The sequence below is a fragment of the Cyclobacteriaceae bacterium genome (assembly GCA_013141055.1).
Lineage (GTDB): Bacteria > Bacteroidota > Bacteroidia > Cytophagales > Cyclobacteriaceae > ELB16-189.
On the sequence record JABFRS010000002.1, the window covers coordinates 1,146,126 to 1,167,756 of the forward strand.

The window sequence follows — 21,631 nt, forward strand, 5'->3', positions numbered from 1 at the left end:
AGAATCAAGCTTTTTCAAAATTCAAAACATGACCGTTTCTTTACTGCTTTAACAGTTTCTTTTTGTTATATCGCACTTGATTTTACGCAGTAAGACGCCACTATGCCGGAAGCTTCCAATGTTGAAAATGAGTTTTTAGCCGAGATCACTGCACTCGTCGAGAAGAATATTTCCAACGAGCAGTTTGGAGTGTCGGAACTGGCGGATGCGATGAACATGAGCCGGTCAAATCTTCTGCGGAAGGTCCGGAAGACAACCAATCTTTCCGTTAGTCAACTCATTAGTCAGGTACGCCTTAAAAAGGCATTTCACCTACTAAAAACTTCCTCACTGAATATTTCGGAGGTTTCGCATGAAGTAGGATTTAATAGCCCCTCCTATTTTATTAAATGCTTCAGAGAATTTTATGGATATCCTCCTGGTGAAATCGGGAAACACGACGTGTCCGAGGTGAATGCAACACTTCTGCAACCCTCTTCCCGCAATTGGACCAGGATGATCATAGGTGCCGTGACTTTTCTCATCATTTTGACAGCAGGTTTTATTTACTTCAAAAAAATCTCTACCGACTCTAGTCCAATTGATAAGTCGATCGCAGTATTACCGTTCAAAAATGAGAGCAACGATTCAACAAACGTTTACCTGATCAATGGATTGATGGAGTCCACATTAAACAACCTTCAGAAAATCAAGGACCTTAAAGTTATCAGCAGAACGTCTTCAGAAAAATATCGCAACACTTTGAAGTCGGTCCCTGAAATGGCAAAGGAGCTGAATGTGAATTACATCGTGGAAGGCAGCGGACAGAAGATTGGCAGCAAAATATTATTAAATATCCAGCTGATAGAAGCAACAACGGATAAGCACCTTTGGGCAAAACAATACCGGAGAGAAGCAACGGACATTTTTGAATTACAACAGGAAGTCGCGAAGAACATTGCGGAAGAGATCGAAGTGATTATTACACCCGACGAAGAGCAACTCATTGGAAAGCGACCAACAAATGACATTGTAGCATATGATTATTTTCTGAAGGGAAGAGATCTCTTTTATCAAAGCGGAAGAATGGACCTGGAGAATGCAATTGTATGGTTCAACAAAGCGATTGATCAGGATCCCAACTTTGCATTGGCGTATGCAAGTGCCACTATGGTTTACTATTATCTTGATCTTTTCAGGATGGAGAAAAAACATACGATTGAAATCAATGCCTATTCTGATAAGGCAATGCTGCTTGATCCATCCTCTGCGGAAAGTCTGATTGCAAAAGGGTTGGCGTATGCTGACAGGAAAGAATTCAAACAGGCGGTTCCTTATTTTGAAAAAGCTCTCAAGCTGGTACCACAGTCAGGAATTGCCCTTCACTTTCTTACGGAATTCTATGCCATTCATGATCCTAATCCACGGAAGTACCTGGAGTATGCAATCAAGAAAGTAAAAAACGATGAGAGCGCGACTGACTCAATAACGATCGGGTTTAATTACATGCATCTCGCGGATGCCTTTATGCAATGCGGTTTCTTTGATGAAGCATCAAAATACATGGACATATCCCTGAAGTATGATCCCAATGGATTTTATTCTCGATTCATTTCAATTTATATCCAGTACTCACGGACGAAAGATCTTCCAAAAATAAAAGAACTCTTTCTGAAGGAAATCGAAAGAGACACCAATCGCTTTGATCTTATTCAGGAAGTTGGCAAAATCTGTTTCATGATGCGGGATTATAAATCAGCTCTTGCGTATTATAAAAAATTCGATGCAATGCGGCGGGCGATGCAGATCGACCTGTTCAGGCATGAGAATCTGAAAATTGGAGCAACGTACGCGAAGATGGGTTTGAAAAAAGAGTCTGAAGAATTTCTACGCGATTTTATGGCATGGGCAGCGACCGACAAGACTGTTTATCGGGAAATTCATCCTGCTATGTACTACGCCTATAAAGGTGATGTGAACAAATCCATGGAGCACTTCAGGGAATTCGCAAAGCAGGAGAATTTTTCTTATTGGATATTGTTACTAAAAGAAGATCCAGAAGCGGATAATGTGAAGTCATTACCAGAGTTTAATGCAATCATGAAGACAATCGAAATGAAATTCTGGAATACAAATAAAGAAATCCGGAAGGAGCTTGAAGACAGCGGCTTGCTGATAGAGAAAAAATGAAAGAAGAGATAGAGTCCTTTTGTCCCTCCACCCGGCAGCAGTGGAGAAAGTGGCTGCAAAAAAATCATAATAAAAAACAATCCGTTTGGCTCATTCAATATAAAAAGAGCTCAGGCATATCCACTATTTCCTGGAGTGATGCTGTTGACGAAGCATTATGCTACGGATGGGTTGACAGTAAAAGAAAGACAATTGACAAAGATAAATTCATGCAGTTCTTCAGTCAACGAAAAAAGAACAGCACCTGGTCAAAAATCAATAAAGAAAAAATCATAAGGCTGACCAAGGCGGAGCTTATGTCCCCAGCCGGACTGGCTACAATCGAAACAGCCATCCAAAATGGTTCTTGGACAATCCTGGATAAGGTAGAAGAACTAATGATCCCCAAAGACCTGGAGAAAGAATTCAAAGCTCATCCTGGTTCAAAGGTATTTTTTAAAAGCCTTAGCAAGTCCTTGAGAAAAATGATCTTGCAATGGATCGAACTTGCCAAGCGACCAGAGACAAGACAAAAAAGAATCATAGAGATCGCTACACTGGCAGCTCAAAAGCAGAAGCCAAAACAATTCAGCTGAGTGTACAAATCTGATTTCCACATAACGAAATCATAGATCATACTTTTCAAAACTCATCTCCTGACCCAGGGTTGGATGCGTAAAGACCAGAATGCATGCGTTCAATGCAATTGCGTTGAGTCGATACGGAACGTCAGATCCATAAACCGTGTCTCCAATAACAGGACAACCAATATATGCCAACTGAGCACGGATCTGATGAAACTTTCCTGTATGAAGCTCTATGTTCCAGAGAAATTTGTCTTTGGAAACTGATCTCACTTTGTAGTTTAAAATCACTTTCTCACTGAATTCAATCTCCTCATCGTAGATAACTGCTTTCTTCTTCTCCTTCCTTAGCCAGCCCGTCAGAACACCCGTCATTTCCCCGGGTCCTTGTGACGTATGAGCCTGATAGAATTTTTTAACCTTGCGCTCTGCAAATTGCTCACTCAGATTTTTCAATACAGACCTTTGCTTTGCAAAAAGAATAATGCCACTAACAGGGCGATCCAGCCGGTGAATGTGCTGAAGATATACCTCCTCTCCTTTGGGTAATTTGGTTTTGAGATAAGCTTTCCCAAGCTGTTGCAGATTGGGGTGACCATTTCTGTCGGGTTCGACCATCAATCCCGCAGGCTTATGAAGAACGAGGATGAATTCATCTTCAAAGAGAATGTGGTCCTGAATTCTGATTGCTGACATTCTTTAAAATTAGTAAATCACCTCAGCTTATCCATCACAATATCGCCAAGTGGTGAAATACTATAACCTATTTCATGACTGACTGTCAACCCGAGGTTCTTCAGCTTCCTTACATTTATTTTAAAATCGAATTTGTCCATTTGAATAATATCCGCAAGATCACCGGCTCGTCGTTCAGGATACCTTTTAATAAGCTTCATAACTTTCAAAACCCAGGGACCGCGTGTCTTATCAAGTCTTTCAAGCTGACCAAGCATCTTCTGCAGTTCACTTTCTGAAAGATCTGTCCTCTCACGAAGCTCAAGTCGCGGATCCTCAGAAAGGTATTTAACTTTTATTTTAAAGAGGGTGCCAGTTGTCTTCTTCAGATCATGAAGCAAACTTGCAGCATTGTCGTAACCAGCCCTGATTGCATCACCTGTGCTTATCTTATTATTGCTCACGGGGTCGACAGCCAGCACCTTGATCACACCGATCGCTGTCTTCATAGTACTGCCTTTCTTGACATTTGGTTTTCCCCATCGCCGGAATGCCAAAGAAATTGTGCCTGATTTGATGCCGTTAAGCTGGCTGACTTTAAAGATCATTTTATTTGTTGCCTTTGAACGCTATCATAAAAAATAGATAATATTTGTGCCCGAAACAACTCCCTGCATGATCGTTAAAAAATTATTAGCCCGCTTCATCAATGACAAGATCATTCAGAACGCAGAACACATTTATGTCGCTTCGGCGGCGATATCAGATTCCGGCTTTGACCTCATCATGAGCCGGCTACATCCCAAATGTCATGTCGACATTATGACGGGCCTTGATCAGGCAGTCAGCCCCACAGTTCTCAGGAAAATATTAAAGGAATATCATAACCGGGTGGCTCTTCGTGTTTTGACACGTGCTGTGCTTCACGCCAATGTGTATCTCTTCGACATGCCTTATCGCAAGCAGCTTGCATTTATCAGCTCAGGCACATTTACCAAAGAGGGATTTGCTGACGACGAAGAACTATCCTATCGTGTATCCAATGAAAAAGAGATGGAAGAGCTTCACAGCTGGTTCACAAGAAACTATGAAGAATCTGATGACCTGACAGAAAAAATGATCGAAGCTTATGAACCTGCCTATCATCGGATGGCAGAACGTGAGCAGGCCTCAAGAGATGAGAAGGCGCAATGGAAAGAACAAATGGATAAGTTACTGTAGCAGGGAATAAACCTGTATTATAAAAAAGACCGGAAAGATTAAACTTCCAGGTCTCTTTCGGCAAAATTATCATTTATTACTTAGGACATCCACAAAGCCATCTTCTTTCATAAAATGCTTCGCTGGCTCCATAGGTGCCACCGCCTGCGTATGGTTGATAGATGTACATTTCAAAGACACGGCACCATGGAAAGTCAACAAGGCTGGCATCTTTCTTATACCACACATAACCCCATTTTCTTCTTCCGGTAGGAATACCATCGTCCCCTTTTTCAATTCTCCAGTTCTTATCCTGTAAACCAATCTTGTGAATTTTAATTTGCTCAATGCCAGTGATCTTTCCTTTCATCATGGTCTTCTCTTCTTCCGTTCCGTTAGCAAACATCTCTGCACTTGGAATATGTGCTGCAAGTTTTTTGCTGACTAATGCGGCAAGTTCATCCAGCAATACATATATCTTCTTGCGCTCTTCGGCATCCATGGAAGTTGTCTTCCTCCATTCCTCCCGTGCACTTTTTGAAACAGCCCTGACAAGCCATTCCTCAAAAGCAGGTCGCACAAAATAAGTTCTATCCTTGGGGCTTGTATAAATTTTCGCATCAGCAAGAGCGTCCTGTAATTCATCCTGCCAAACCCAAACACGCCCGTCACCGTTGCCATCCTGTCCCATTGTCGTCATCAGACCAAATAATATCATAATGATTGATAAATTAATTTTTTTCATGGCACAAAGGTACCAGCACTCCTATCGCCCGATGGATAGAATTGTTTCATTTAGGAGTGTTATGGTTGCTGAATCAGTTTAACCGACGTATTATGATGGCTTGTATACGTTTGCCAGGATGCCGGACTTAAATTTCTTTGAGCTCACTAATTTTAATTCCAATGAATCTTTAAGCTTTGTAAAGATTGGCAATCCTTTACCAATTGCTACCGGATAAATAAGGAACAAAAATTCATCAATAAGACCTGTAGCAATGAGACTTTGTGCAAACCCAGCCCCACCGTGGGCAAGAATAGGTTTACCTGATTGTTTTTTGAGTCTCCTGATGTGAGTTGCTAAATCGCCTGTCAGGATAGGACTGTCATCCCAGTCGGAATCAGCAGCAGCCTTCACAAGAGGTGTCTTAACAAACTTCAATACATCTTTAAAGCCTGGAGTTGTCTTATTCCATTCCTTGTTCGGTATTCCTTTTCTTGAAAAGGCAATCTTGGGAATCTCATTCATAGGTGCCGCATAAATCTCAGTTGACGTAGGCCAGTAGGCCTTCATGTCGCGAAAAGTGCGAGAACCCATGATATGAACACCCGCTTTCCAGATCTCCCTGACCTCAAGTTTGCTGACTTCCTTATCCTGAATTTCAAACATCCAGTCTGATTCACCTTTAGGTCCACCGACAAATCCATCAAGTGACACTGACATCTTCAATTTTAGCTTTCTCATAAGGCTCGATTTTATGGTGATCTGTATACCAAAATGATACCACAGCATTACTTAACTTCGTTCTACTATTTGAACTAACCGCTCACAAGATGAATGGCATTAAAATCACCGCGAATTTAGAACTCGCCCAGATCGGCTGGGTAATCCCTGATATACACGCCACTGCAGATTTTCTCACGAACACTTTAGGCATCGCAGGTTTTCCCAAACCACAACATGTACGTGCACAGGATTTAGGCATGACTTACAAAGGCGAGGTGGTGGCATCAGAATGGTTAACCACGCAAACTTATAACGGAGGTGTATTTATCGAACTTGTACAACCACTTTCCGGTCAAAGTATGTTTCATGATTACCTCGCCCGGTATCCTGAAGGTGGCACGCAACATCTTGCCTACCGTTTGCCGGTAAGTGATTTCAATAAAGTAACAAACGCCTTGCGCGAAAAGGGCTACGAAATGATCAGTGAAGTTGACCACCCAATTGCGCGGATGGCATTCTTCGATACTTATAAAACACTGGGAGTAGCGACAGAAATTATGGGCGTGACGCCGGAAGGATGGGACGCAGTTGAAAAGATGAAGAAAGGAATGTAGGCCAACAGTTTCATCACCTACATGATATAATCATTAAACATCTGTGAAATAACGATAGCTAATGTTACCAATATCATACTGTTCACAGCTGATGGCTCCGTAACCAATTCCTTCTGATGGAGCATCAACAGAATCGAGATAGGATTGTGATACCAGTAAATAATGACCCGCATTCACAGAATTCTTTAACAGACGATGCGCTTCTATTACCGGAGTTCCATACAGCTTTGTAAATCCATTAATCTTGTAAACTGAAAATGAACCATAATGAACAATCATCTTGACAGAAAGGTCACATCCGCCAGGAGCTTCACCGAATCCTTTTAGTCGTTCATAAAATCTGGCAGACATTAACTGGAAATGCCGGGTGAGCTCTTTCAATTCCGGAGCTTTACCCTGTTTGTAGAAAGTATTGTATTGCATCTCCCTCAACTTCATTTACTTCCAGTCTAAGCTGATTGTGCTCCATAATGGAAGAAAGGAGATCCTGATCTTAAACGCCGCGTTAGTCTTTTTGAAGAGTAAAAGCCTGAAGTAAATATAAAATCATAAATCAAAACTGATACTTCGCGCCAACGGTTGGATAAATCTGAAGGATGTCTTCTTCCGTGAGCGTATGATAAAAGACGTTGATTCGTGAACCCAGTGACAATCCACCTTTGACTTTCACCCAGATCTGTGGATCACCAAAAAACGATAGCTTTTTGCCACTGAGGTCTTTCGTAAAGTCATTCCCCTGATTTCGATTTTCGGTCCAGAAAACAAAACTACCTCCGACGAAGATCCTGTAGTTGAAAAATCCTTTGCCGAAATAAAAAGTGAATTGTGGATCAAAGCTGGGAGCATCAAACGCATTGTAGCGGTACAACAAACTGCTTGTAATGAAGGCACCCTTCCATTGAGTGGAATAAGAAACTCCCGCGCTTAAAGAATTCGCAATATAAAATCCGAAAGAAGTTGTAGTCACTCCCAATCCACCGCTATAGCCGATTGAAAGATATATCTTCGGTTTCCAGAATCGCAGTGACTGAGATATTTGGGTAAACACCTGACCCGCATTGTTGCTTTTTCCTTTTAGATCAAGCTGAGTCTTGAACAGAAAAGATCCCGTTCCTACGGTATCCACATTCTTAAAATACTCGAAGGTAAGGCTGGGGAAATTCATCGGGTTAGACTCCGGATCGATGGTATGCCTCAGATCATAATGAAGTTGCACATTTTGAGAAAATCCGACGACTGACCAAAGGCAGGTGACTGAAACGAACAAAAATTTCATAAAATTGATGGCTGGTTGATTTGACACAAAAGACCATCAAAGGCGAACCCGCATCCGTAATTGGGGTGGAAACCTTTGGAATTGGCATGGAAATCATCCGGATTTAAAAGATAATCATTCAGAAATGAGGGACATTAATGAGATTGTGTTTATTGAGCTTTTTAAAGAGGCATGTCATAAATGTTTTGGGACACCCTTAACGACTGCCCTTTCTGAAACTGACAGTAAACTGCTTTCGAATAAGATCCTGGAACAGACCGGCCTCCTTCTGGGAGTGAAAAGTCTCAAGAATTATTCCTTGTATATTCTCAAGAGCAAAGAATCAAAAGAGAATCCATCGATTGCCACACTGGATGTCCTGGCAAGGTATGTGCTGGATGCGCCCAGGACTGATGAGATCCAGCGAAAAAACAATGAGGGACATTTTCCATACTGGTTTCAGTATAAAAAATCTTTTAAGAAAGATACTAATCTGATTCCATCAGTTTCGCCACGACGAAAAACCGGAATGCTTTTAATACTCTCTGTCGTTATTATCGCAATACTGGCATGGCTACTTTATCCGTTTTCCGGGCAGCCGGTTTCCAATTTCAATGAACCTTTCACATTCCTCTCATACGATTCTTTGACAGAGAACGGTTGGTGGCTGCAGAATCCAGATAACGAATGGTGGGAAAAGAGAAGAGAGAAAAAGGGATCACTATCATTATACACCCTGAAGGGCGACAACTGGCCCGACGCAAAAAATGTATCGGGCATAAGAAACCTGCTGGTTCGGAAAATATTGGGAGACTGCTTTTCCACTGAGATCCATTTGAACGATTTTGTTCCTGACAAGAACTGGCAACAAGCCGGAATTCTTTTGTCAGAAGATTCTACGTTCAGTCACAAGGTTGTGAGAATATCCATTTCGTATAATGATTTTTTCGGGGGCTATTCGAAACCGCCGGAAATAATTGTTCAGGGCGTCAGTTCATCTGAAAGCGGCAGCACAAGTCAACCGGAAGAATTTGCCCATTTAACAATCTTCACGGTAGAAGAACCGAACGAAGCACTGGTTCGCAATAATCTAACAACTGCTGCATTGAAGATCGAACGACAGGATGGGCTTTACAGATTCTTATATAGAACCGGACCATCGGAGGGTTTTGCTTTTAAAGAAGTTATCAGTAAGAATTTCAATATCGACCCCCGTTATATTGGAATCTTTGCAATCCAGGGATTTTCTGAGAATGAAAATGCTATTCCGGCAGCTTTCGATTCTTTTTCATTTTCTACTATTGATTGTAAACATTGAACTGGTTGACAAATACCGAGTTCACAATTCAATAGCTCTGAAGCTCAGCGCCTTTTCAACCACTTCTTCCACAGACAAATTATCATAGTAAATCAAATCAGTAACCGAGGTTGCGGAACATTGCTCTTCAACAACTCAATCAACTTATTGATCTCTCTTTCTGTCTTGCCCTCCACTGCGGTAATTTCCTTCACAAGCTGAACTAATTCGTCTCTTGACATCATTGCAGTTTATAAAAATCGTGCGATGTTATCTTATAATATCAAAGATTTCCTCCATCTGAAATCTCGCAATCATAGTTTTATTGATCTCCCCGCTTTCTGAAGAAGAATATCCTCCGCCTGCATACAGGTATCCATTATACATGACAAGTGCATGGGGATGAAAGTTCACTCCCGGCATAAATGACATCCATTTCTCACCATCCCATTTCGCAATATTATTTGCTTTCAACCCTTCCGCCTCCGTGAAAAATCCAGCAGTATAAAGCACTCCGTCATACTCGAGCATTGAATAAATGTGTCCGTCGGTCCCTTTGCTGCCGGTATTCAGCCAGCTCTTGCCGTCAAACCTGTAGATACAGGTCTCACGCTTCTTTCCCTTGTGAGGAAAGTATCCTCCAAAGTAAAGATCATCCTTATAAACGATCATGGAATTAGGAACCCCCACTACATCATAGCCGCCCTTCAGCCACTTCATTCCATCCCACATGTTGATGCCTTCCGAACCATTGTCCATCGCCCAGCCGCTGGTGTACAACAGATCTTTATACACAGCCATTACAGAAATCACATCGACACCTTTTCCAAGGGCAGACCAGTTCTTCCCATTCCACTTTGCAATGTTTCGTGCAGGCTTACCATCAGCAGTTGAAAATTCACCACCCGCATATAGTTCATCTTTATAAATCACAAGGTCATTTGGATGAGAATCAAAGCCACTGCCTACCGCGTGCCATTCCTTTCCGTTCCATGCTGCAATATGGTTGACATTAACAGATCCGGCTTTTGTAAACCAGCCGCTTACCATCAGTTCTCCCTTATAAATACACAGACTGCTGGCCATCGCATTCAGTCCATCCCCTACTACCGACCACTCTCCACCATTCCACTTCGCAATATAATTCATGGATATGCCCGCGACTTTTGTAAATGACCCGACTGCATAAAGCTCACCTTCATACTCAAGCATGTCATAAATATTATTGTGCTGATCCTTGAACTCTGAATTTATTCCACCACCCACAGGCACCCATTCCTGAGCACTTGCATAACCAGAAATGAGTATTGCGATTAAAAAGAACAGGGACGATTTTAAATTCATGCTACTTAACTTTTGTTTTTACCTTTTTGGTGTTGTCAATCGCGAACTGCTCAAGAAATGCATAAGCAGTAAGAAACGTTGATTTGTCTTCATCGGTAAGTTCAACGGAAGTGCCGCCTTCTATACAGTGAAATCCAAAGCATATTGATTGCGACCAGCCATCATGCACCGCCACAAATTCCTTTTTGGTATCGATCTTATCAATCTTCAGGGAGCGAAGTTTCCCAAGGATTGCATCACGGTCCTTTTGAGTTAATAGATAGGCCCTGGTTTTCTTTGGCGCCTGGTTCGAGTCAGTGATATATATACAACTGTCGTATGTGAATTTTATGCTGGTCCTGCCTCCGCTCATGCTGCCATGATAGGATACATCGATTGTAAAATCCTTTTCCCAGGTTTTCGGGAGCTCCAGGCTGAATAAAGAACTTGCCATGCTGATAAAGCCGGTGAGGGCGATTAGAAAAGTTGTCATAACCTTGTTTTATCTCTAAGATGCAGAGAAAGACAACATTCCACAAAACATAATCAACAACTTACTTTGGCACCACCCCGCATCCTCCGCACCGTGTACATGCCTGGGTGTTTACGGTGGTCTCCACAATCTTTCGACCTGAGCTTAAGGTCTGATCTATCTCACGCTCTTTATAGGTCTGTGTCACACTTTTTCCCTGACATACGGGACAGGTTTGATAATTCTTTATTGCCTTGTAGTAAGATCTGTTTTCCAGGTTATCAATGTTCTCAAAGACCTGATAATTGCCAAGTCCTGTGATAGCCTCAAGACTCACCAGCTTATTCTCGAACGGACCTTTGTCTGCCTGGATCTTATAGATATGTCCTGTTTTAAGACTAATATAGTATGGTTCGAAGGACAGCATGTTGATACGCTGCTTCAATATATTCTCCGGCAGATTATTGATTCTGTTTTGTTCTTCCGCAGCCTCCTTTCGTTTTTTGAGCTCGGCATCGGCCATCGATAAACCTGTTTCAGATGTATCCGTTAGCTCCATGCTTTCGAGGAGCTCACCCGTCAGGTAATTATAAGTGTTGACAAACGAAAATAACATCTTAGCCTTCCCAGGCATATTAGCATATTCAACAACCGTCACGGTGTTGTCTTGTAGTGATACCCGACTGATACTGGGTGTGTACAGATAAACGGCTCCTGCGTTCCTGATCTGAAATTCTTTTACCGGCTTGAATGCTTCATCCTCACACTTCACCGACGTCATCATTCTGTTACTTGCATCATTGCGTTGCGTCAGCGATACGCGATAGAATTTTGGATTTTCATCGGTCTTTGCTTTGGCAGTCTTTCCTGTTCTTAATTTCTTCTCCTTTACGTCATAGTAGGCAACCGGTACCTTCCCTCCTTTTTTATCTTCTTTGTACATGACGATGGTATTTTTGTCATCTTCAAACCAAAAAGATTCAAAGTCCTCCGCGATCTTTTCCTTCGTCAGCTTTACCGGGTCTATCATGTAAAGCACACTTTTGTTTTTTCCAAGCGTCCAGTCGCGCACTGGTATCTGTCCATCGGCGGCAAACTGCCTGTCCTGCCATCCCCAGTTCGTAAGCGCGAACGTGTTAAGATTTACCAGGTATATAAAGGGAGGCTTGTCCGTGTTGTTGCGTTTAAGCATATAGGTCAGTGACGGGTCTGTGGTGACAGATCCGAACGACAGGTCAATGAACTTCCCCAGCTCTTCTGCCTTCTTTGTCCAGATAGGTTTTTTCTGAACGTAATCCCACATCACAGCTTCACCAGATGAGACGGTCAGGCAACGTGTTCTGTCAGTATTGAAGAACGCACACATGGCAGGTGTTGCAGGCATGTGACCTGATTGAGATTGAGCACGTGTCAATCCAATTATAAGAATGCAGACGGGCATTATTAGTATCCTGTACATATGATGATATTAAGCAGTCTGAACAAATTTGCTTAATAGTAATACAGGCTGTTATACGAAGAACTGCGTAATTTCTTTTTGTGTAAGTATGATCTACTGCTTTGGACCAATCGATTTGATCAATTTTCCATTCTTTGTCCAAAGAGAGATGGTGCCCCTGATTCCGGTGGTGACAATCTGTTCATTGGTTGAATTCCAGTCCAGGCCCCACAGCAATTCTGATGATCGTCCTGTGAATAATAATTCACCCTTGTTACTCCATATCCTGAGAGCATCACTTGCTGAAGCCAAAGACTTACCTGATTTGCTCCATTGTATAGTTCTGTATTCTGCCTTACTACCGTTGAGTGTGCTGATCAAAGATCCATCAATCTTCCATAGCTGAATAAGAGAAGGAACACCTTCCTCATTATGTCCGTAGTCCCCCGATGCAAAATAATCGCCCGTTGGATGCCAGCTTAGCGTTAACACTCCCGTATTTTCCTTTCTATGCCTGATAGTCTTCATGGTGAATCCGGTGGTATCCATGATCCTTATATCATCACCACTTGCGACAAGGATGTTTCGTGACGGATGCCATTGGATTGAGAAATAGCTGTTATCATCTTCTTTGGCAATGGTTCTTTTCAGAACTCCTTCCTTACTCCAGATCTTCACAAGCCCATCATTATCTGCCGTTGCAATTAGCTGCCCCGTATAATTCCAATCAATTCCCCTTGCCCCATGTCCTATTCCATTGAGTCTTGTCGTCTTGTTCGTGCTTATATCCAGCACACTGATCGCATCATTGTGTGTGGCAATCGCCAGGAGGCTTTCCGTGGGATGCCATTTCATCTGACGGATCATCCCTCCAACCTTATACGCTCTCACAAGTGTCAGATCTTTCGCTGAATAAATTCGCAGCAGGCTGTCATCACCTCCCACTGCAATCAGTCTATCATCGGGTTTCCAATCGACCGTCCACAGCAACGTTGGTTTCTTTAAACGCGGATCATCATTCGATGCTAATTGTTGTGAAGATGCAGAATGAACCATTGCCATTACACCAAATGCCCAATACAAACTGAATCTTGTCATTCCTTGCAATCTCTGAAACTCAAACATGTGGCAAATTTATAAAAGTCCGGTGGGGTTAAAGCGTGTATTAACAACTCGCTGACAATCTTTTAGGATTTCATTAACATCGTTACCGGAAGCAAGCCGATAGCTTTGAAGAAACCTAACCGACCATGAGAAAACACATTTTACTGCTTGTATTTTTTATTGTGTGCATAAGCGCAGCTGCCCAAAAGCGTGACGAACGCCTGCTCGGATATTGCCAGGCAAGCGACCTGCAGCGTGAACCCTATTCCGTATGGTACAAACCAGGCTATACCGGTTATGTACCCAATGCAGAAGTTGTCGCACAGCTCAAAAAATCAGTGCCTGAAAAATTTACCATAAAAATCGTTTTTGGTTCGTGGTGTGGCGACAGCAAACGTGAGTTACCACGCATGATGAAAGTGCTTCATGAAGCTGGCTTTGCGGAAAAGAATATTCAACTACTGGGTGTTTATGATTCACTGGAGGTTTATAAGCAAGGACCCAAGCGCGAAGAAAAGGGACTGAACATCTATCGTGTCCCCACCTTTATTGTTTATCAGAAAGAAAAAGAAGTGGGTAGAATTGTTGAGTTCCAGGTGGAGTCGCTTGAACGCGATCTGCTCAAAATTATCACGGGACAATCCTACACACATAATTATAAAGGTTATGCCAGGATCAACGCGTGGCTTGCGCAGGGAATCCTATCAGATGATAATGTTAGTCCGCGCGGGCTGGCCGATCAGATCAGGACTGATATCGGTCGTGAGACGGATTTAAACTCCTGTGGCTATGTGTTTCTGATGCGCAAAGATGTTAAAGAAGCGATCACAGTTTTTCGGATCAACGTTAACCTGTTTCCGCAATCGGCTAATTGCTTTGATAGTTTGGGAGAAGCGTATCTCGCTGCCGGAAATAAAGAAAGTTCAAAGGCATGTTACCAACGTGTGCTTGAAATTGATCCGGTGAATGAGAATGCCAAAGCTCAGCTTGCGAAGCTTAAGTGATTATGACAAAGCGGAATTATCTTTACTCTGTTCTTAACTTTTCAATCATCAATTTTACTTCGTCAATCAATAACTCCGGTTCTGAATCCTGAATATAGTGTCCGCTTTTTGTTGTTGCTACTAACTTTATTTGTGGGGCCTGATTTAACCATTGATTGAAAAGTTCCTTCTTGATTTGTCTATCCTCTTCGCTCGCCCCAGGTCCTACCCGAAATGAACCGATTATTGTTATTGGTATATTGGTTGGATACTTAACATCTCTCATTGCCGCCATCTGTTGATGGTACATAATGGCTTCATTTCTCTCTCCAGTCTTAAGTGTCATTTCAAATTTTTCTCTCCATTTTATTGTCTTTTCCTGATCCTCTTTAGATTTAATTGCAATAAGTCTATCAAATTGGTCTTCATGGACCGGATCAATCAAAATCATACCTAAAACATTTTCATGATGATCATTTTGGTATTTTCTTAGGATAGAAGTCCCTAACGAATGTCCGATCAATAAATAAGGTCCTGGAATTCCATTGCTCGTCAGGAACTCATTCAACTCAATACTTAAATTTTCAATTGTCCTTGGCACACTTGTGGTGTCTGACTTCCCGAGTCCTAATCGGTCATAAGTCACAACGGTTGTCAACTTGCATAGTCTTGTCTGAAGGGAGTGCCAACTTTGAAGAGTTTCTCCCATTGCCAGATCGACAATAATTGTTGGCTTACCGTTTCCTGATATCCGATAATTAAATTTTTGGGATTTCTTAACCTCAAATCCAGAAATTAAAATCAGGGTTACAACAATTAGTATTTTATTCATTTGGAGAAATTTGTCTAAGGATAGATACCCACAACGTTTGGCTATAAGCCGTTTGTTCACCCAAAATAAAAATAAACAAAAGAAGGCAAATGACTTATAGACTTTGAAAGCACCTGTGCCGCTCAGTCTCTATGTTGTCACTGATCCGCTGAATTAACCTTCCGAACTATTTGTTCAAGAGAGTCATTTAATACAGTTGATTTGTAAAATTTACCTCTCAAGATAACGCCATCGATTTGTCTGGTATTATTAATATTCTCCATTGGATTAGCATTAAGTATTATGAGGTTAGCCTTTTTTCCAATCTCCACCGTTCCAATATCCTTGTCTATTTTAAGGAATAATGCCGGATTGATCGTAGCCGTTTGAAGCGCCTCAAGGGGAGTGAAGGCAGCTTTTTCAACAAAAATTTGCAATTCGTCATGCAAACTAAAACCCGGATAACAATTGGGATTTGGATAATCAGTACCGGCAAGAAATTTTACTCCTCCGTCTTTTAATGGTTTGAAGAGGGAGGTGGTTTGCTTGTACCAATCACTTTCTATCTTTCTGTTCCTGACGCGCGACTTTATACTTGCGGAATCATTGCGTGGCGCCCAATCTTCAACTGCAAAGTCGGGCATATAATTGATTATGTCCTTGGGTTTGAAGTCAGGCGTTGATCGATCGATAGAACCTTCAGCAGCAATCATAGTCGGACATACCCAGGAGTTACTTTTTGCTAAGAGTGACATTAGATTCGATAATTGCGAAGGATCATATGTTTTATTCTCAAACCGCATCCTGGTTAGGAAGGTTGAAAATTTACGCGCCTCAAAAAGAGAATCATTTTTATCGGTAGCGTGCATCGCTGTAGTCAGGAACTCTTTTTCCGTGGAACAGAAATCCAGAACTCCAAAAAAATGATCCAGTGTTCCTTGACCTGCATGGATTGCCTCTTCAAGAGAAATTTTAAAAGGAATATGTCCGCTAAAGGGAATTCCTTCTTTTCTGCATTCATCGGCAATGGCGAAATAGACATCTCTCTCCAAATAGGAATACACTTTTATAAAATCAGCGCCCTGAGCTTTTTGATTCCTGACAAGGGCTCTTGCTTTCTCGGGAGAGTCGGCAATATCAGAACCTTTCCATAATGGCGGATTACCATCAATGATTGCCCCCGAACTTATAATATCCGGCCCTGTCACTAATCCACTGTCAATCTTGTTTCGAATTTTTTTAACTTCCGCGGGGTCACCCCACATTTCCCTGATTCCGGTTATTCCATTAGCCATCAGTAACGGAAAGAATTCTTTGTAGGCCCACCAAGTGTGCGTATGCATATCCCACAATCCGGGTATTATAAATTTATCTTTGCCATCAATAATTTCGTTCGCTAAATACGTATTGTTTTCCCTGTGTGGTATAATCTCCGTTATTCTATCCTGAATAATTACAATATCCATCGAATTATCAATAGTGCCATCCAAAACATCGATCACTGCAATATTTTTAATGATCAGGTCCCCTTTGAGTTCCTTTGAACATCCAGCGATTATAAAAATGAGAATGATAGCAGATAAGATGATCAGATGTTTCTTCATTGTGTTTGTATCATAAAGCATATGATGCACCTAGTTCCAAAATAATTCTGTATTAGTATTGGTGCTAACGTTCGGCTATAAGGCGTGGCGGCACACCAAAACATAAAATTAAATGTCAACCGTGCCGCCACGCCTTATAGCTTATGTTGTGCGCCGGGTATTAGCCGCAAAATAACTCATTTGTCAATTTCAAAATAGTCTTTAAACGCTCTCTCATTGAAATCGCTCAAATCAATTCTCTCAACTAGGTAGTCAAAATTCTTATGGGGATACTTCGTTATTGCGACTTTTACATATGTACTGAAATAGTCTCGTTTCCAACGGCCCAAAGCTTTTGTCGTTTTGTTGAAAATTTTAATTGTCCCTTTTTGCTCTGGAAACTTAGCTAAGGCCTGGTAAATCATTCTCAATTCAGAGTAATTGTAATGAGTTCTGTACCACCGTTTATAAAATTGCTTTGTCAAAGGCTTGAAAAAGTCCTTGTCTGGGAATTCGCGAATTGCTTTAAAAGCAAAATATTGGTTGCCTTTGCTATCCAATGTCTTTAGAATAAGATCCTTATCAGCTTCTCTCTGAAATCGAGCTAATGTTACCAATGCGTCACCATTTCCTAGTTCAGCATATTGCCTAATGATCCCATAATATTTGTCAGTTGCAGGAAGTTCATTTAATAGTGCATTTTTATAAGCCAGTTGGATAGATTGATCTATTAATATCATACTGTCAAGACGAAGCCTCTCACTGGGTGAGATATTGCCAGGAAGAATCGAGGATAAATAGAAATCACTTACTTTTCGAGAATAGATAACATCAAACGCCTGAATCCCTATCGATTCATTGTCTTTTAGATTATTAACTAGGATTTCGAAAATCTTATTGCTATTTGCTTCGTTTAGTGCCATAAAGGAATAGCATCTCACAATTTTGCTCTCATGAGACATATTGTCAATAAGTTCTTGTTCCGAAGCGAATTGCTTTAATTTTTGATAATTGATCCAGAGGTTAGAAACTTCACCGCTAATACCGATCTTTTCATATTGAAGTATGTGTCTCTGTGCTATGTCATTTACGATGCTTTTAACTGAATCGGAATTGTTTTGACATACTGTTTCAGTATAATTTATTATCAATAAAACAGTTAGAAGAGAGATCCTTAGTGCCATTAAGCAACGTCTATGATTTTGTTTTGCCTATGTAAACTGAAACTGTTATGTCTGAGCCTTGCTCACAACGTCTAACTAAAAGCAGTTGCGGGATTTTGAAATCATTTCTGTCCCACGTGTGCGAACTAAATTTAGTAATTACTTTTCATTGGAAAACGTTTCCCCGCAATTGCGTTTAGCTTTTGTTGCCGGCAATTAATTTATATCAGCTCCCTTTCTCTGAGATCATTTATCAATAACCAAAAAATAGCTTTCTGTCTGAAAGGAAAGGCATACAGAAGTCGTTTTATTGCCTGCTGTCATTTTGTTGTCTTTAGAATTGTTGCAGCTTGTGATTGTCAAAGCTGACAAAGTGATTAAAATTGTTATCTTTTTCATTTGTCAAGATTAAATTCTCTCCGCAATAAAAAGTCCGCTAAAGGTTGCCGTTACACAAAGCAAAATGCTACCAAGTATGTAAAGCACTAAACTTGTGTTGTGTCCTTGTTGGAAAAGTGTCAGTGTTTCGCTACTGAAAGTCGAGAAGGTGCTAAAGCCACCGCAAAAGCCAACTGCTAAAAACAGCCGTGCTGTCGGTGAAAGAATTTGTTTGTGGTCAGCAAGTCCGATTACAAAACCCAAAATGAAACAAGCCACCACATTAACTACAAAAGTCCCGAATGGAAAATTATGGTTGTGCCAACTGTCAACCCACTTACCAAGTCCGAACCGTGAAAGTCCGCCAAGTCCGCTACCAATAAATACTGCAATTAGTTCTTTCATTTTATGTCCTGTCGTTTGAGTTTGCACTGTCGTCATAGCATGACCGCTAACGTTTAGCTAAAAGCAGTTGCGGGTATAGAAACTGCTTCACTGTCCACTTTGTAGAATTAAAATTAGGTATTAAAAACTTTTTTACCACCACCGAGCCTAGCAATTGCGTCTAGCTTTTGTTGTGTGCTGTTGGGTTACTCAGTGCTCGATGTCATTTATCCTTTTGTTTCTTTTGTCTGAGTTTTGGTTCTGGCAATTCTTTAGCAGTTACCTTAACCAATTTTTTTAGCCAATCACGATCGTCCAATTTTTCCGAAATTAAAAAACTTGGCTTTGCTCCTGGATACGGTGGCGCTTCAACAATGTTCCCGATAAATTGTCTCCCCGAAAGTGTGGGCTTAATAAATAGTTTATTGTCACATACAAGGCCGAATAACTTGTTGTCAAAATACAGCCCATATTCGCCAAACATTTTCTTGCAGGTAACTTGTCCGGAGGTGTCAATTTGGTCAAGGATATAGTCTACAAATTTCTGGTCTGATGCCATGGCAGTGAATTGTCAATGTCTACAAATGTGAAAGAATGTCTGTGGAATAAATGTCAAATGGTTTATTTATTGAATTTTCGTATTCGATGTCCCTAGCCACGAGAGCCACCCAACGTTTGTGTATGTGACGTGGTGCTGGCAAAAATAAAAATTATTATCTCCACCCCAGCACCATGGCGCATACACGGTGTTGCCAGCTGTAGCGCTTACAATCTTATTCCACTTTTTATTTGTGTCAGTTTGTACGTTTCTGTCTTAGGTAAATATTTGAAATAGAAAATGTAGGCTCCGTCAGCGAAGAATGTCATCCCATTACCTCTTTTCTCATGTGTCCCAATGGATAAAGTAACTTGGTTACGAATTATTGTTAGTCCGCTGATTTCGAATAAAACATCATTATCACCAAAGTCCTTTGTTTTATAATCCTTCGTCTTGTCTTGTTTAACTATTTTGATGCTTCTAATTGTCTCCGGAAAATCTTGAATTGCTGACCAATCTGCCTTTAAAATTATTTTTTTTATTCTTTTTTCCTTCTCAATCTTCTTTATCAAAGAGTCCACCGAGTAATAAAACATTCCTGTCTTGTCAGCCGACAACGAATTGACAATCTGTCCAAAAGTCGTCTGCCAAATAATTGTCGTAAGTATTACTATTAGTAGTCTCATCTGTCTCGCGCTATTGCTGGCAACGTCTAGCTATGAGGCATTGGCCTTACCTTAATTTTAAAAATAAACAAAAAAGGCCAATGCCTTATAGCTTGTGTTGGTGGCTGGCCTTTTAGTCGGTCACTAATAATGGATCAACCCTTTCGTATCTCAAAGCGTCAACTAGTTCGTTAATGTCCTGTTTTATAATCTCAATTTTCGGCACCCTTCCGAATTTCATTTTGGTCTTACATGTAAACCAAACTAGTCCGTCCCCCGAGTTGAAATCGTACTTTTTTGCAAGTCTGATGTATAGTTCTTCTTGAGTCGCTTTTGGAATGATGAAAACATTTGTCCTAATCCAATCTCCAGTGTCAGCAGTGCTGTCGGGAAAGACCGTTATGTAGTACCCCTTGTAATGTCCGTTAAAGTTTTCTTCGTTCTCGTCTACTTTAAGTCCGAATTCTTGTAAGTCCAGAGTTTTTATTTTGTTAAAAAGTTTGACCAGTCGTTTTGGTCTATAAACTTCAAAGAACCAATGATAGATTCCACCGCATATAAGCGATGTCCCAATTATTAGTCCTATTAGTAAACTAAGTCCATTGGCACTAATTGTTCTTTCTCTTTTGGGCTCATCAAAAAGTCCAAACGCAAATCGGACTCCAAATATTAATAACATTGCTATCAGCCACGGTCGATAATATGTCGTAAACTTTTCTTTTGTCGTCATGTCCTAAAGGCTTGCCACCAACGTTGGTGTATGAAACGTGGCTGGGCTTTCGAAGCGCGTCACTGTCCCACGACACCAAACGTATTTTGAAAAACTAAACTACAAAATTACACTGAACCATTGATTATGCACATTGTTGGCAGCTGGCCGTTTTAACTCAACTCTTTTTCTTTGCTTGTCAGTCCCGAGTAATCTTTAGGTCGGAAAAAAAACCTTCCGTCCCAATATCAACCCATAGTCCAACTGTCCCTGAGTTATTGTCCCCGTGTTTTAAGTCGTTTACAATTAGTGTCGGTTGTTTGTTTTCGTTGAGAAACAGCTTGGCTTGTTTGCCCTTAACTTCAATTTTAATTTTTATCCATTCGTTTAATCCCATGTCGGCATACGACTCATATTCCCCAGGGAACTCTTTTCTCAGTCGCTCAAATTTGAAGTCAGGAAAGGAAAAGTATTGAGTCGAACGATTTCTTCTTAGTTGATTGTCCGCTCGCCCATTTGTTGGGCGAAGGTAAATACACTCAAAATTTGAATTATTGTCATTAATTCTAAAAGCAATTCCGATAAAACCTCGCGCAAAATCAGGAGCATCTTTCAAAAGTCGGCTTTGTACCTTTACTTCAATTATGCCGTTTTTGAAGTCCGTCCCTTTTATTTTTATAAAAGTCGGTTCGTCAAACTCTTTTACGGTGGAGTCTTTGATAACCTTCACCGTCTCCTTTCCGGTCAGTCTTTCTATGGCCATGGTCACATTAACCAATTCGAGTCTGCTTTTGTCAAACTTGATTGTCTGTGAGAACACCATAGTCGAACTGAATAATGTCCAAGTAGTCAATATGTAT

24 protein-coding genes and 1 pseudogene are annotated in these 21,631 nt (G+C 41.0%); 6 read left to right on the forward strand and 19 right to left on the reverse strand.

The genetic code is table 11. The annotated features are described in order from the left end of the window. Nucleotides 1-102: 102 nt before the first annotated feature. Both HOP08_19700 and HOP08_19705 read left to right on the forward strand, forming a co-directional pair. Complete coding sequence (locus HOP08_19700) at nt 103-2,169, forward strand: helix-turn-helix domain-containing protein (GenBank protein NOT77155.1); 2,067 nt, start codon at nt 103-105, stop codon at nt 2,167-2,169. Next, nucleotides 2,166-2,744, forward strand: coding sequence for a hypothetical protein (locus HOP08_19705; GenBank protein NOT77156.1), 579 nt, complete (start codon nt 2,166-2,168; stop codon nt 2,742-2,744). Before HOP08_19700 ends, HOP08_19705 begins: the two co-directional genes overlap by 4 nt. A gap of 30 nt (nt 2,745-2,774) precedes the next feature. Here HOP08_19705 and HOP08_19710 read toward each other — a convergent pair whose 3' ends face one another. Further along, complete coding sequence (locus tag HOP08_19710) at nt 2,775-3,428, reverse strand: RluA family pseudouridine synthase (protein ID NOT77157.1); 654 nt, start codon at nt 3,426-3,428, stop codon at nt 2,775-2,777. A 17-nt stretch (nt 3,429-3,445) separates the two neighbouring features. Continuing rightward, the gene (locus HOP08_19715; protein NOT77158.1) at nt 3,446-4,015 is read right to left on the reverse strand and encodes a hypothetical protein; all 570 of its coding nucleotides are present in this window, start codon (nt 4,013-4,015) and stop codon (nt 3,446-3,448) included. A 67-nt stretch (nt 4,016-4,082) separates the two neighbouring features. On the opposite strand from HOP08_19715, the gene HOP08_19720 reads away from it, so the two are divergent. Then, nucleotides 4,083-4,628 carry a hypothetical protein gene (locus HOP08_19720; protein ID NOT77159.1) on the forward strand — a complete coding sequence of 182 codons (546 nt, stop codon included), beginning with the start codon at nt 4,083-4,085 and terminating at the stop codon, nt 4,626-4,628. A gap of 76 nt (nt 4,629-4,704) precedes the next feature. On the opposite strand, the gene HOP08_19725 is transcribed toward HOP08_19720, so the two are convergent. After that, the gene (locus HOP08_19725; GenBank protein ID NOT77160.1) at nt 4,705-5,352 is read right to left on the reverse strand and encodes a hypothetical protein; all 648 of its coding nucleotides are present in this window, start codon (nt 5,350-5,352) and stop codon (nt 4,705-4,707) included. Between the two features lie 90 nt (nt 5,353-5,442). Beyond that, nucleotides 5,443-6,072 (reverse strand): dihydrofolate reductase, encoded by a 630-nt coding sequence (locus tag HOP08_19730; GenBank protein ID NOT77161.1) that lies wholly within the window; start codon nt 6,070-6,072, stop codon nt 5,443-5,445. A gap of 89 nt (nt 6,073-6,161) precedes the next feature. Here HOP08_19730 and HOP08_19735 point away from each other — a divergent pair, with 89 nt between their 5' ends. After that, nucleotides 6,162-6,668: a VOC family protein gene (locus HOP08_19735; GenBank protein NOT77162.1), complete on the forward strand. Its 507-nt coding sequence runs from the start codon at nt 6,162-6,164 to the stop codon at nt 6,666-6,668. Nucleotides 6,669-6,701: 33 nt separating this feature from the next. Here HOP08_19735 and HOP08_19740 read toward each other — a convergent pair whose 3' ends face one another. Both HOP08_19740 and HOP08_19745 read right to left on the reverse strand, forming a co-directional pair. After that, nucleotides 6,702-7,106 carry a DUF2652 domain-containing protein gene (locus tag HOP08_19740; protein NOT77163.1) on the reverse strand — a complete coding sequence of 135 codons (405 nt, stop codon included), beginning with the start codon at nt 7,104-7,106 and terminating at the stop codon, nt 6,702-6,704. Nucleotides 7,107-7,221: 115 nt separating this feature from the next. Beyond that, entirely contained in the window at nt 7,222-7,944 is a 723-nt protein-coding gene (locus HOP08_19745) for a DUF5020 family protein (protein NOT77164.1), read from the reverse strand. A 124-nt stretch (nt 7,945-8,068) separates the two neighbouring features. On the opposite strand from HOP08_19745, the gene HOP08_19750 reads away from it, so the two are divergent. Beyond that, a complete protein-coding gene (locus HOP08_19750) occupies nt 8,069-9,241 on the forward strand; it encodes a hypothetical protein (protein NOT77165.1) in 1,173 nt (390 codons plus the stop codon). A gap of 21 nt (nt 9,242-9,262) precedes the next feature. On the opposite strand, the pseudogene HOP08_19755 reads toward HOP08_19750, so the two are convergent. From HOP08_19755 to HOP08_19775, 5 genes and pseudogenes are all read right to left on the reverse strand, one after another. Continuing rightward, nucleotides 9,263-9,462: pseudogene (locus HOP08_19755) on the reverse strand (hypothetical protein). A gap of 28 nt (nt 9,463-9,490) precedes the next feature. Further along, nucleotides 9,491-10,564 carry a hypothetical protein gene (locus HOP08_19760; GenBank protein ID NOT77166.1) on the reverse strand — a complete coding sequence of 358 codons (1,074 nt, stop codon included), beginning with the start codon at nt 10,562-10,564 and terminating at the stop codon, nt 9,491-9,493. A 1-nt stretch (nt 10,565) separates the two neighbouring features. Next, nucleotides 10,566-11,036 carry a hypothetical protein gene (locus HOP08_19765; protein NOT77167.1) on the reverse strand — a complete coding sequence of 157 codons (471 nt, stop codon included), beginning with the start codon at nt 11,034-11,036 and terminating at the stop codon, nt 10,566-10,568. A gap of 61 nt (nt 11,037-11,097) precedes the next feature. After that, nucleotides 11,098-12,474 carry a hypothetical protein gene (locus tag HOP08_19770; protein NOT77168.1) on the reverse strand — a complete coding sequence of 459 codons (1,377 nt, stop codon included), beginning with the start codon at nt 12,472-12,474 and terminating at the stop codon, nt 11,098-11,100. Between the two features lie 93 nt (nt 12,475-12,567). After that, nucleotides 12,568-13,551 carry a hypothetical protein gene (locus HOP08_19775; GenBank protein ID NOT77169.1) on the reverse strand — a complete coding sequence of 328 codons (984 nt, stop codon included), beginning with the start codon at nt 13,549-13,551 and terminating at the stop codon, nt 12,568-12,570. Between the two features lie 152 nt (nt 13,552-13,703). Here HOP08_19775 and HOP08_19780 point away from each other — a divergent pair, with 152 nt between their 5' ends. Further along, entirely contained in the window at nt 13,704-14,561 is an 858-nt protein-coding gene (locus HOP08_19780; protein NOT77170.1) for a hypothetical protein, read from the forward strand. Nucleotides 14,562-14,583: 22 nt separating this feature from the next. On the opposite strand, the gene HOP08_19785 is transcribed toward HOP08_19780, so the two are convergent. From HOP08_19785 to HOP08_19820, 8 genes are all read right to left on the reverse strand, one after another. After that, nucleotides 14,584-15,372, reverse strand: a complete 789-nt coding sequence (locus HOP08_19785) for an alpha/beta hydrolase (protein ID NOT77171.1) — start codon at nt 15,370-15,372, stop codon at nt 14,584-14,586. A gap of 137 nt (nt 15,373-15,509) precedes the next feature. Next, a complete protein-coding gene (locus tag HOP08_19790) occupies nt 15,510-16,955 on the reverse strand; it encodes an amidohydrolase family protein (protein NOT77172.1) in 1,446 nt (481 codons plus the stop codon). Nucleotides 16,956-17,131: 176 nt separating this feature from the next. After that, the gene (locus tag HOP08_19795) at nt 17,132-18,118 is read right to left on the reverse strand and encodes a hypothetical protein (protein NOT77173.1); all 987 of its coding nucleotides are present in this window, start codon (nt 18,116-18,118) and stop codon (nt 17,132-17,134) included. A 387-nt stretch (nt 18,119-18,505) separates the two neighbouring features. Continuing rightward, nucleotides 18,506-18,880, reverse strand: coding sequence for a fluoride efflux transporter CrcB (gene crcB / locus HOP08_19800; GenBank protein NOT77174.1), 375 nt, complete (start codon nt 18,878-18,880; stop codon nt 18,506-18,508). Nucleotides 18,881-19,082: 202 nt separating this feature from the next. Continuing rightward, nucleotides 19,083-19,418, reverse strand: a complete 336-nt coding sequence (locus HOP08_19805) for a TfoX/Sxy family protein (GenBank protein NOT77175.1) — start codon at nt 19,416-19,418, stop codon at nt 19,083-19,085. A 206-nt stretch (nt 19,419-19,624) separates the two neighbouring features. After that, on the reverse strand, nt 19,625-20,083 hold the full coding sequence (locus HOP08_19810) for a hypothetical protein (GenBank protein NOT77176.1): 459 nt from the start codon (nt 20,081-20,083) through the stop codon (nt 19,625-19,627). Between the two features lie 112 nt (nt 20,084-20,195). Further along, a complete protein-coding gene (locus HOP08_19815; protein ID NOT77177.1) occupies nt 20,196-20,792 on the reverse strand; it encodes a hypothetical protein in 597 nt (198 codons plus the stop codon). 178 nt (nt 20,793-20,970) lie between these two features. After that, the gene (locus HOP08_19820; protein NOT77178.1) at nt 20,971-21,594 is read right to left on the reverse strand and encodes a hypothetical protein; all 624 of its coding nucleotides are present in this window, start codon (nt 21,592-21,594) and stop codon (nt 20,971-20,973) included. Nucleotides 21,595-21,631 lie beyond the last annotated feature (37 nt).

Bases quoted from the DNA above. Each gene is read 5' to 3' on its own strand.
- HOP08_19700 (NOT77155.1), top strand. From the start codon at position 103: ATGCCGGAAGCTTCCAATGTTGAAAATGAGTTTTTAGCCGAGATCACT.
- HOP08_19705 (NOT77156.1), top strand. From the start codon at position 2,166: ATGAAAGAAGAGATAGAGTCCTTTTGTCCCTCCACCCGGCAGCAGTGG.
- HOP08_19710 (NOT77157.1), bottom strand. From the start codon at position 3,428: ATGTCAGCAATCAGAATTCAGGACCACATTCTCTTTGAAGATGAATTC.
- HOP08_19715 (NOT77158.1), bottom strand. From the start codon at position 4,015: ATGATCTTTAAAGTCAGCCAGCTTAACGGCATCAAATCAGGCACAATT.
- HOP08_19720 (NOT77159.1), top strand. From the start codon at position 4,083: ATGATCGTTAAAAAATTATTAGCCCGCTTCATCAATGACAAGATCATT.
- HOP08_19725 (NOT77160.1), bottom strand. From the start codon at position 5,352: ATGAAAAAAATTAATTTATCAATCATTATGATATTATTTGGTCTGATG.
- HOP08_19730 (NOT77161.1), bottom strand. From the start codon at position 6,072: ATGAGAAAGCTAAAATTGAAGATGTCAGTGTCACTTGATGGATTTGTC.
- HOP08_19735 (NOT77162.1), top strand. From the start codon at position 6,162: ATGAATGGCATTAAAATCACCGCGAATTTAGAACTCGCCCAGATCGGC.
- HOP08_19740 (NOT77163.1), bottom strand. From the start codon at position 7,106: ATGAAGTTGAGGGAGATGCAATACAATACTTTCTACAAACAGGGTAAA.
- HOP08_19745 (NOT77164.1), bottom strand. From the start codon at position 7,944: ATGAAATTTTTGTTCGTTTCAGTCACCTGCCTTTGGTCAGTCGTCGGA.
- HOP08_19750 (NOT77165.1), top strand. From the start codon at position 8,069: ATGAGGGACATTAATGAGATTGTGTTTATTGAGCTTTTTAAAGAGGCA.
- HOP08_19760 (NOT77166.1), bottom strand. From the start codon at position 10,564: ATGAATTTAAAATCGTCCCTGTTCTTTTTAATCGCAATACTCATTTCT.
- HOP08_19765 (NOT77167.1), bottom strand. From the start codon at position 11,036: ATGACAACTTTTCTAATCGCCCTCACCGGCTTTATCAGCATGGCAAGT.
- HOP08_19770 (NOT77168.1), bottom strand. From the start codon at position 12,474: ATGTACAGGATACTAATAATGCCCGTCTGCATTCTTATAATTGGATTG.
- HOP08_19775 (NOT77169.1), bottom strand. From the start codon at position 13,551: ATGACAAGATTCAGTTTGTATTGGGCATTTGGTGTAATGGCAATGGTT.
- HOP08_19780 (NOT77170.1), top strand. From the start codon at position 13,704: ATGAGAAAACACATTTTACTGCTTGTATTTTTTATTGTGTGCATAAGC.
- HOP08_19785 (NOT77171.1), bottom strand. From the start codon at position 15,372: ATGAATAAAATACTAATTGTTGTAACCCTGATTTTAATTTCTGGATTT.
- HOP08_19790 (NOT77172.1), bottom strand. From the start codon at position 16,955: ATGAAGAAACATCTGATCATCTTATCTGCTATCATTCTCATTTTTATA.
- HOP08_19795 (NOT77173.1), bottom strand. From the start codon at position 18,118: ATGGCACTAAGGATCTCTCTTCTAACTGTTTTATTGATAATAAATTAT.
- crcB (NOT77174.1), bottom strand. From the start codon at position 18,880: ATGAAAGAACTAATTGCAGTATTTATTGGTAGCGGACTTGGCGGACTT.
- HOP08_19805 (NOT77175.1), bottom strand. From the start codon at position 19,418: ATGGCATCAGACCAGAAATTTGTAGACTATATCCTTGACCAAATTGAC.
- HOP08_19810 (NOT77176.1), bottom strand. From the start codon at position 20,083: ATGAGACTACTAATAGTAATACTTACGACAATTATTTGGCAGACGACT.
- HOP08_19815 (NOT77177.1), bottom strand. From the start codon at position 20,792: ATGACGACAAAAGAAAAGTTTACGACATATTATCGACCGTGGCTGATA.
- HOP08_19820 (NOT77178.1), bottom strand. From the start codon at position 21,594: ATGGTGTTCTCACAGACAATCAAGTTTGACAAAAGCAGACTCGAATTG.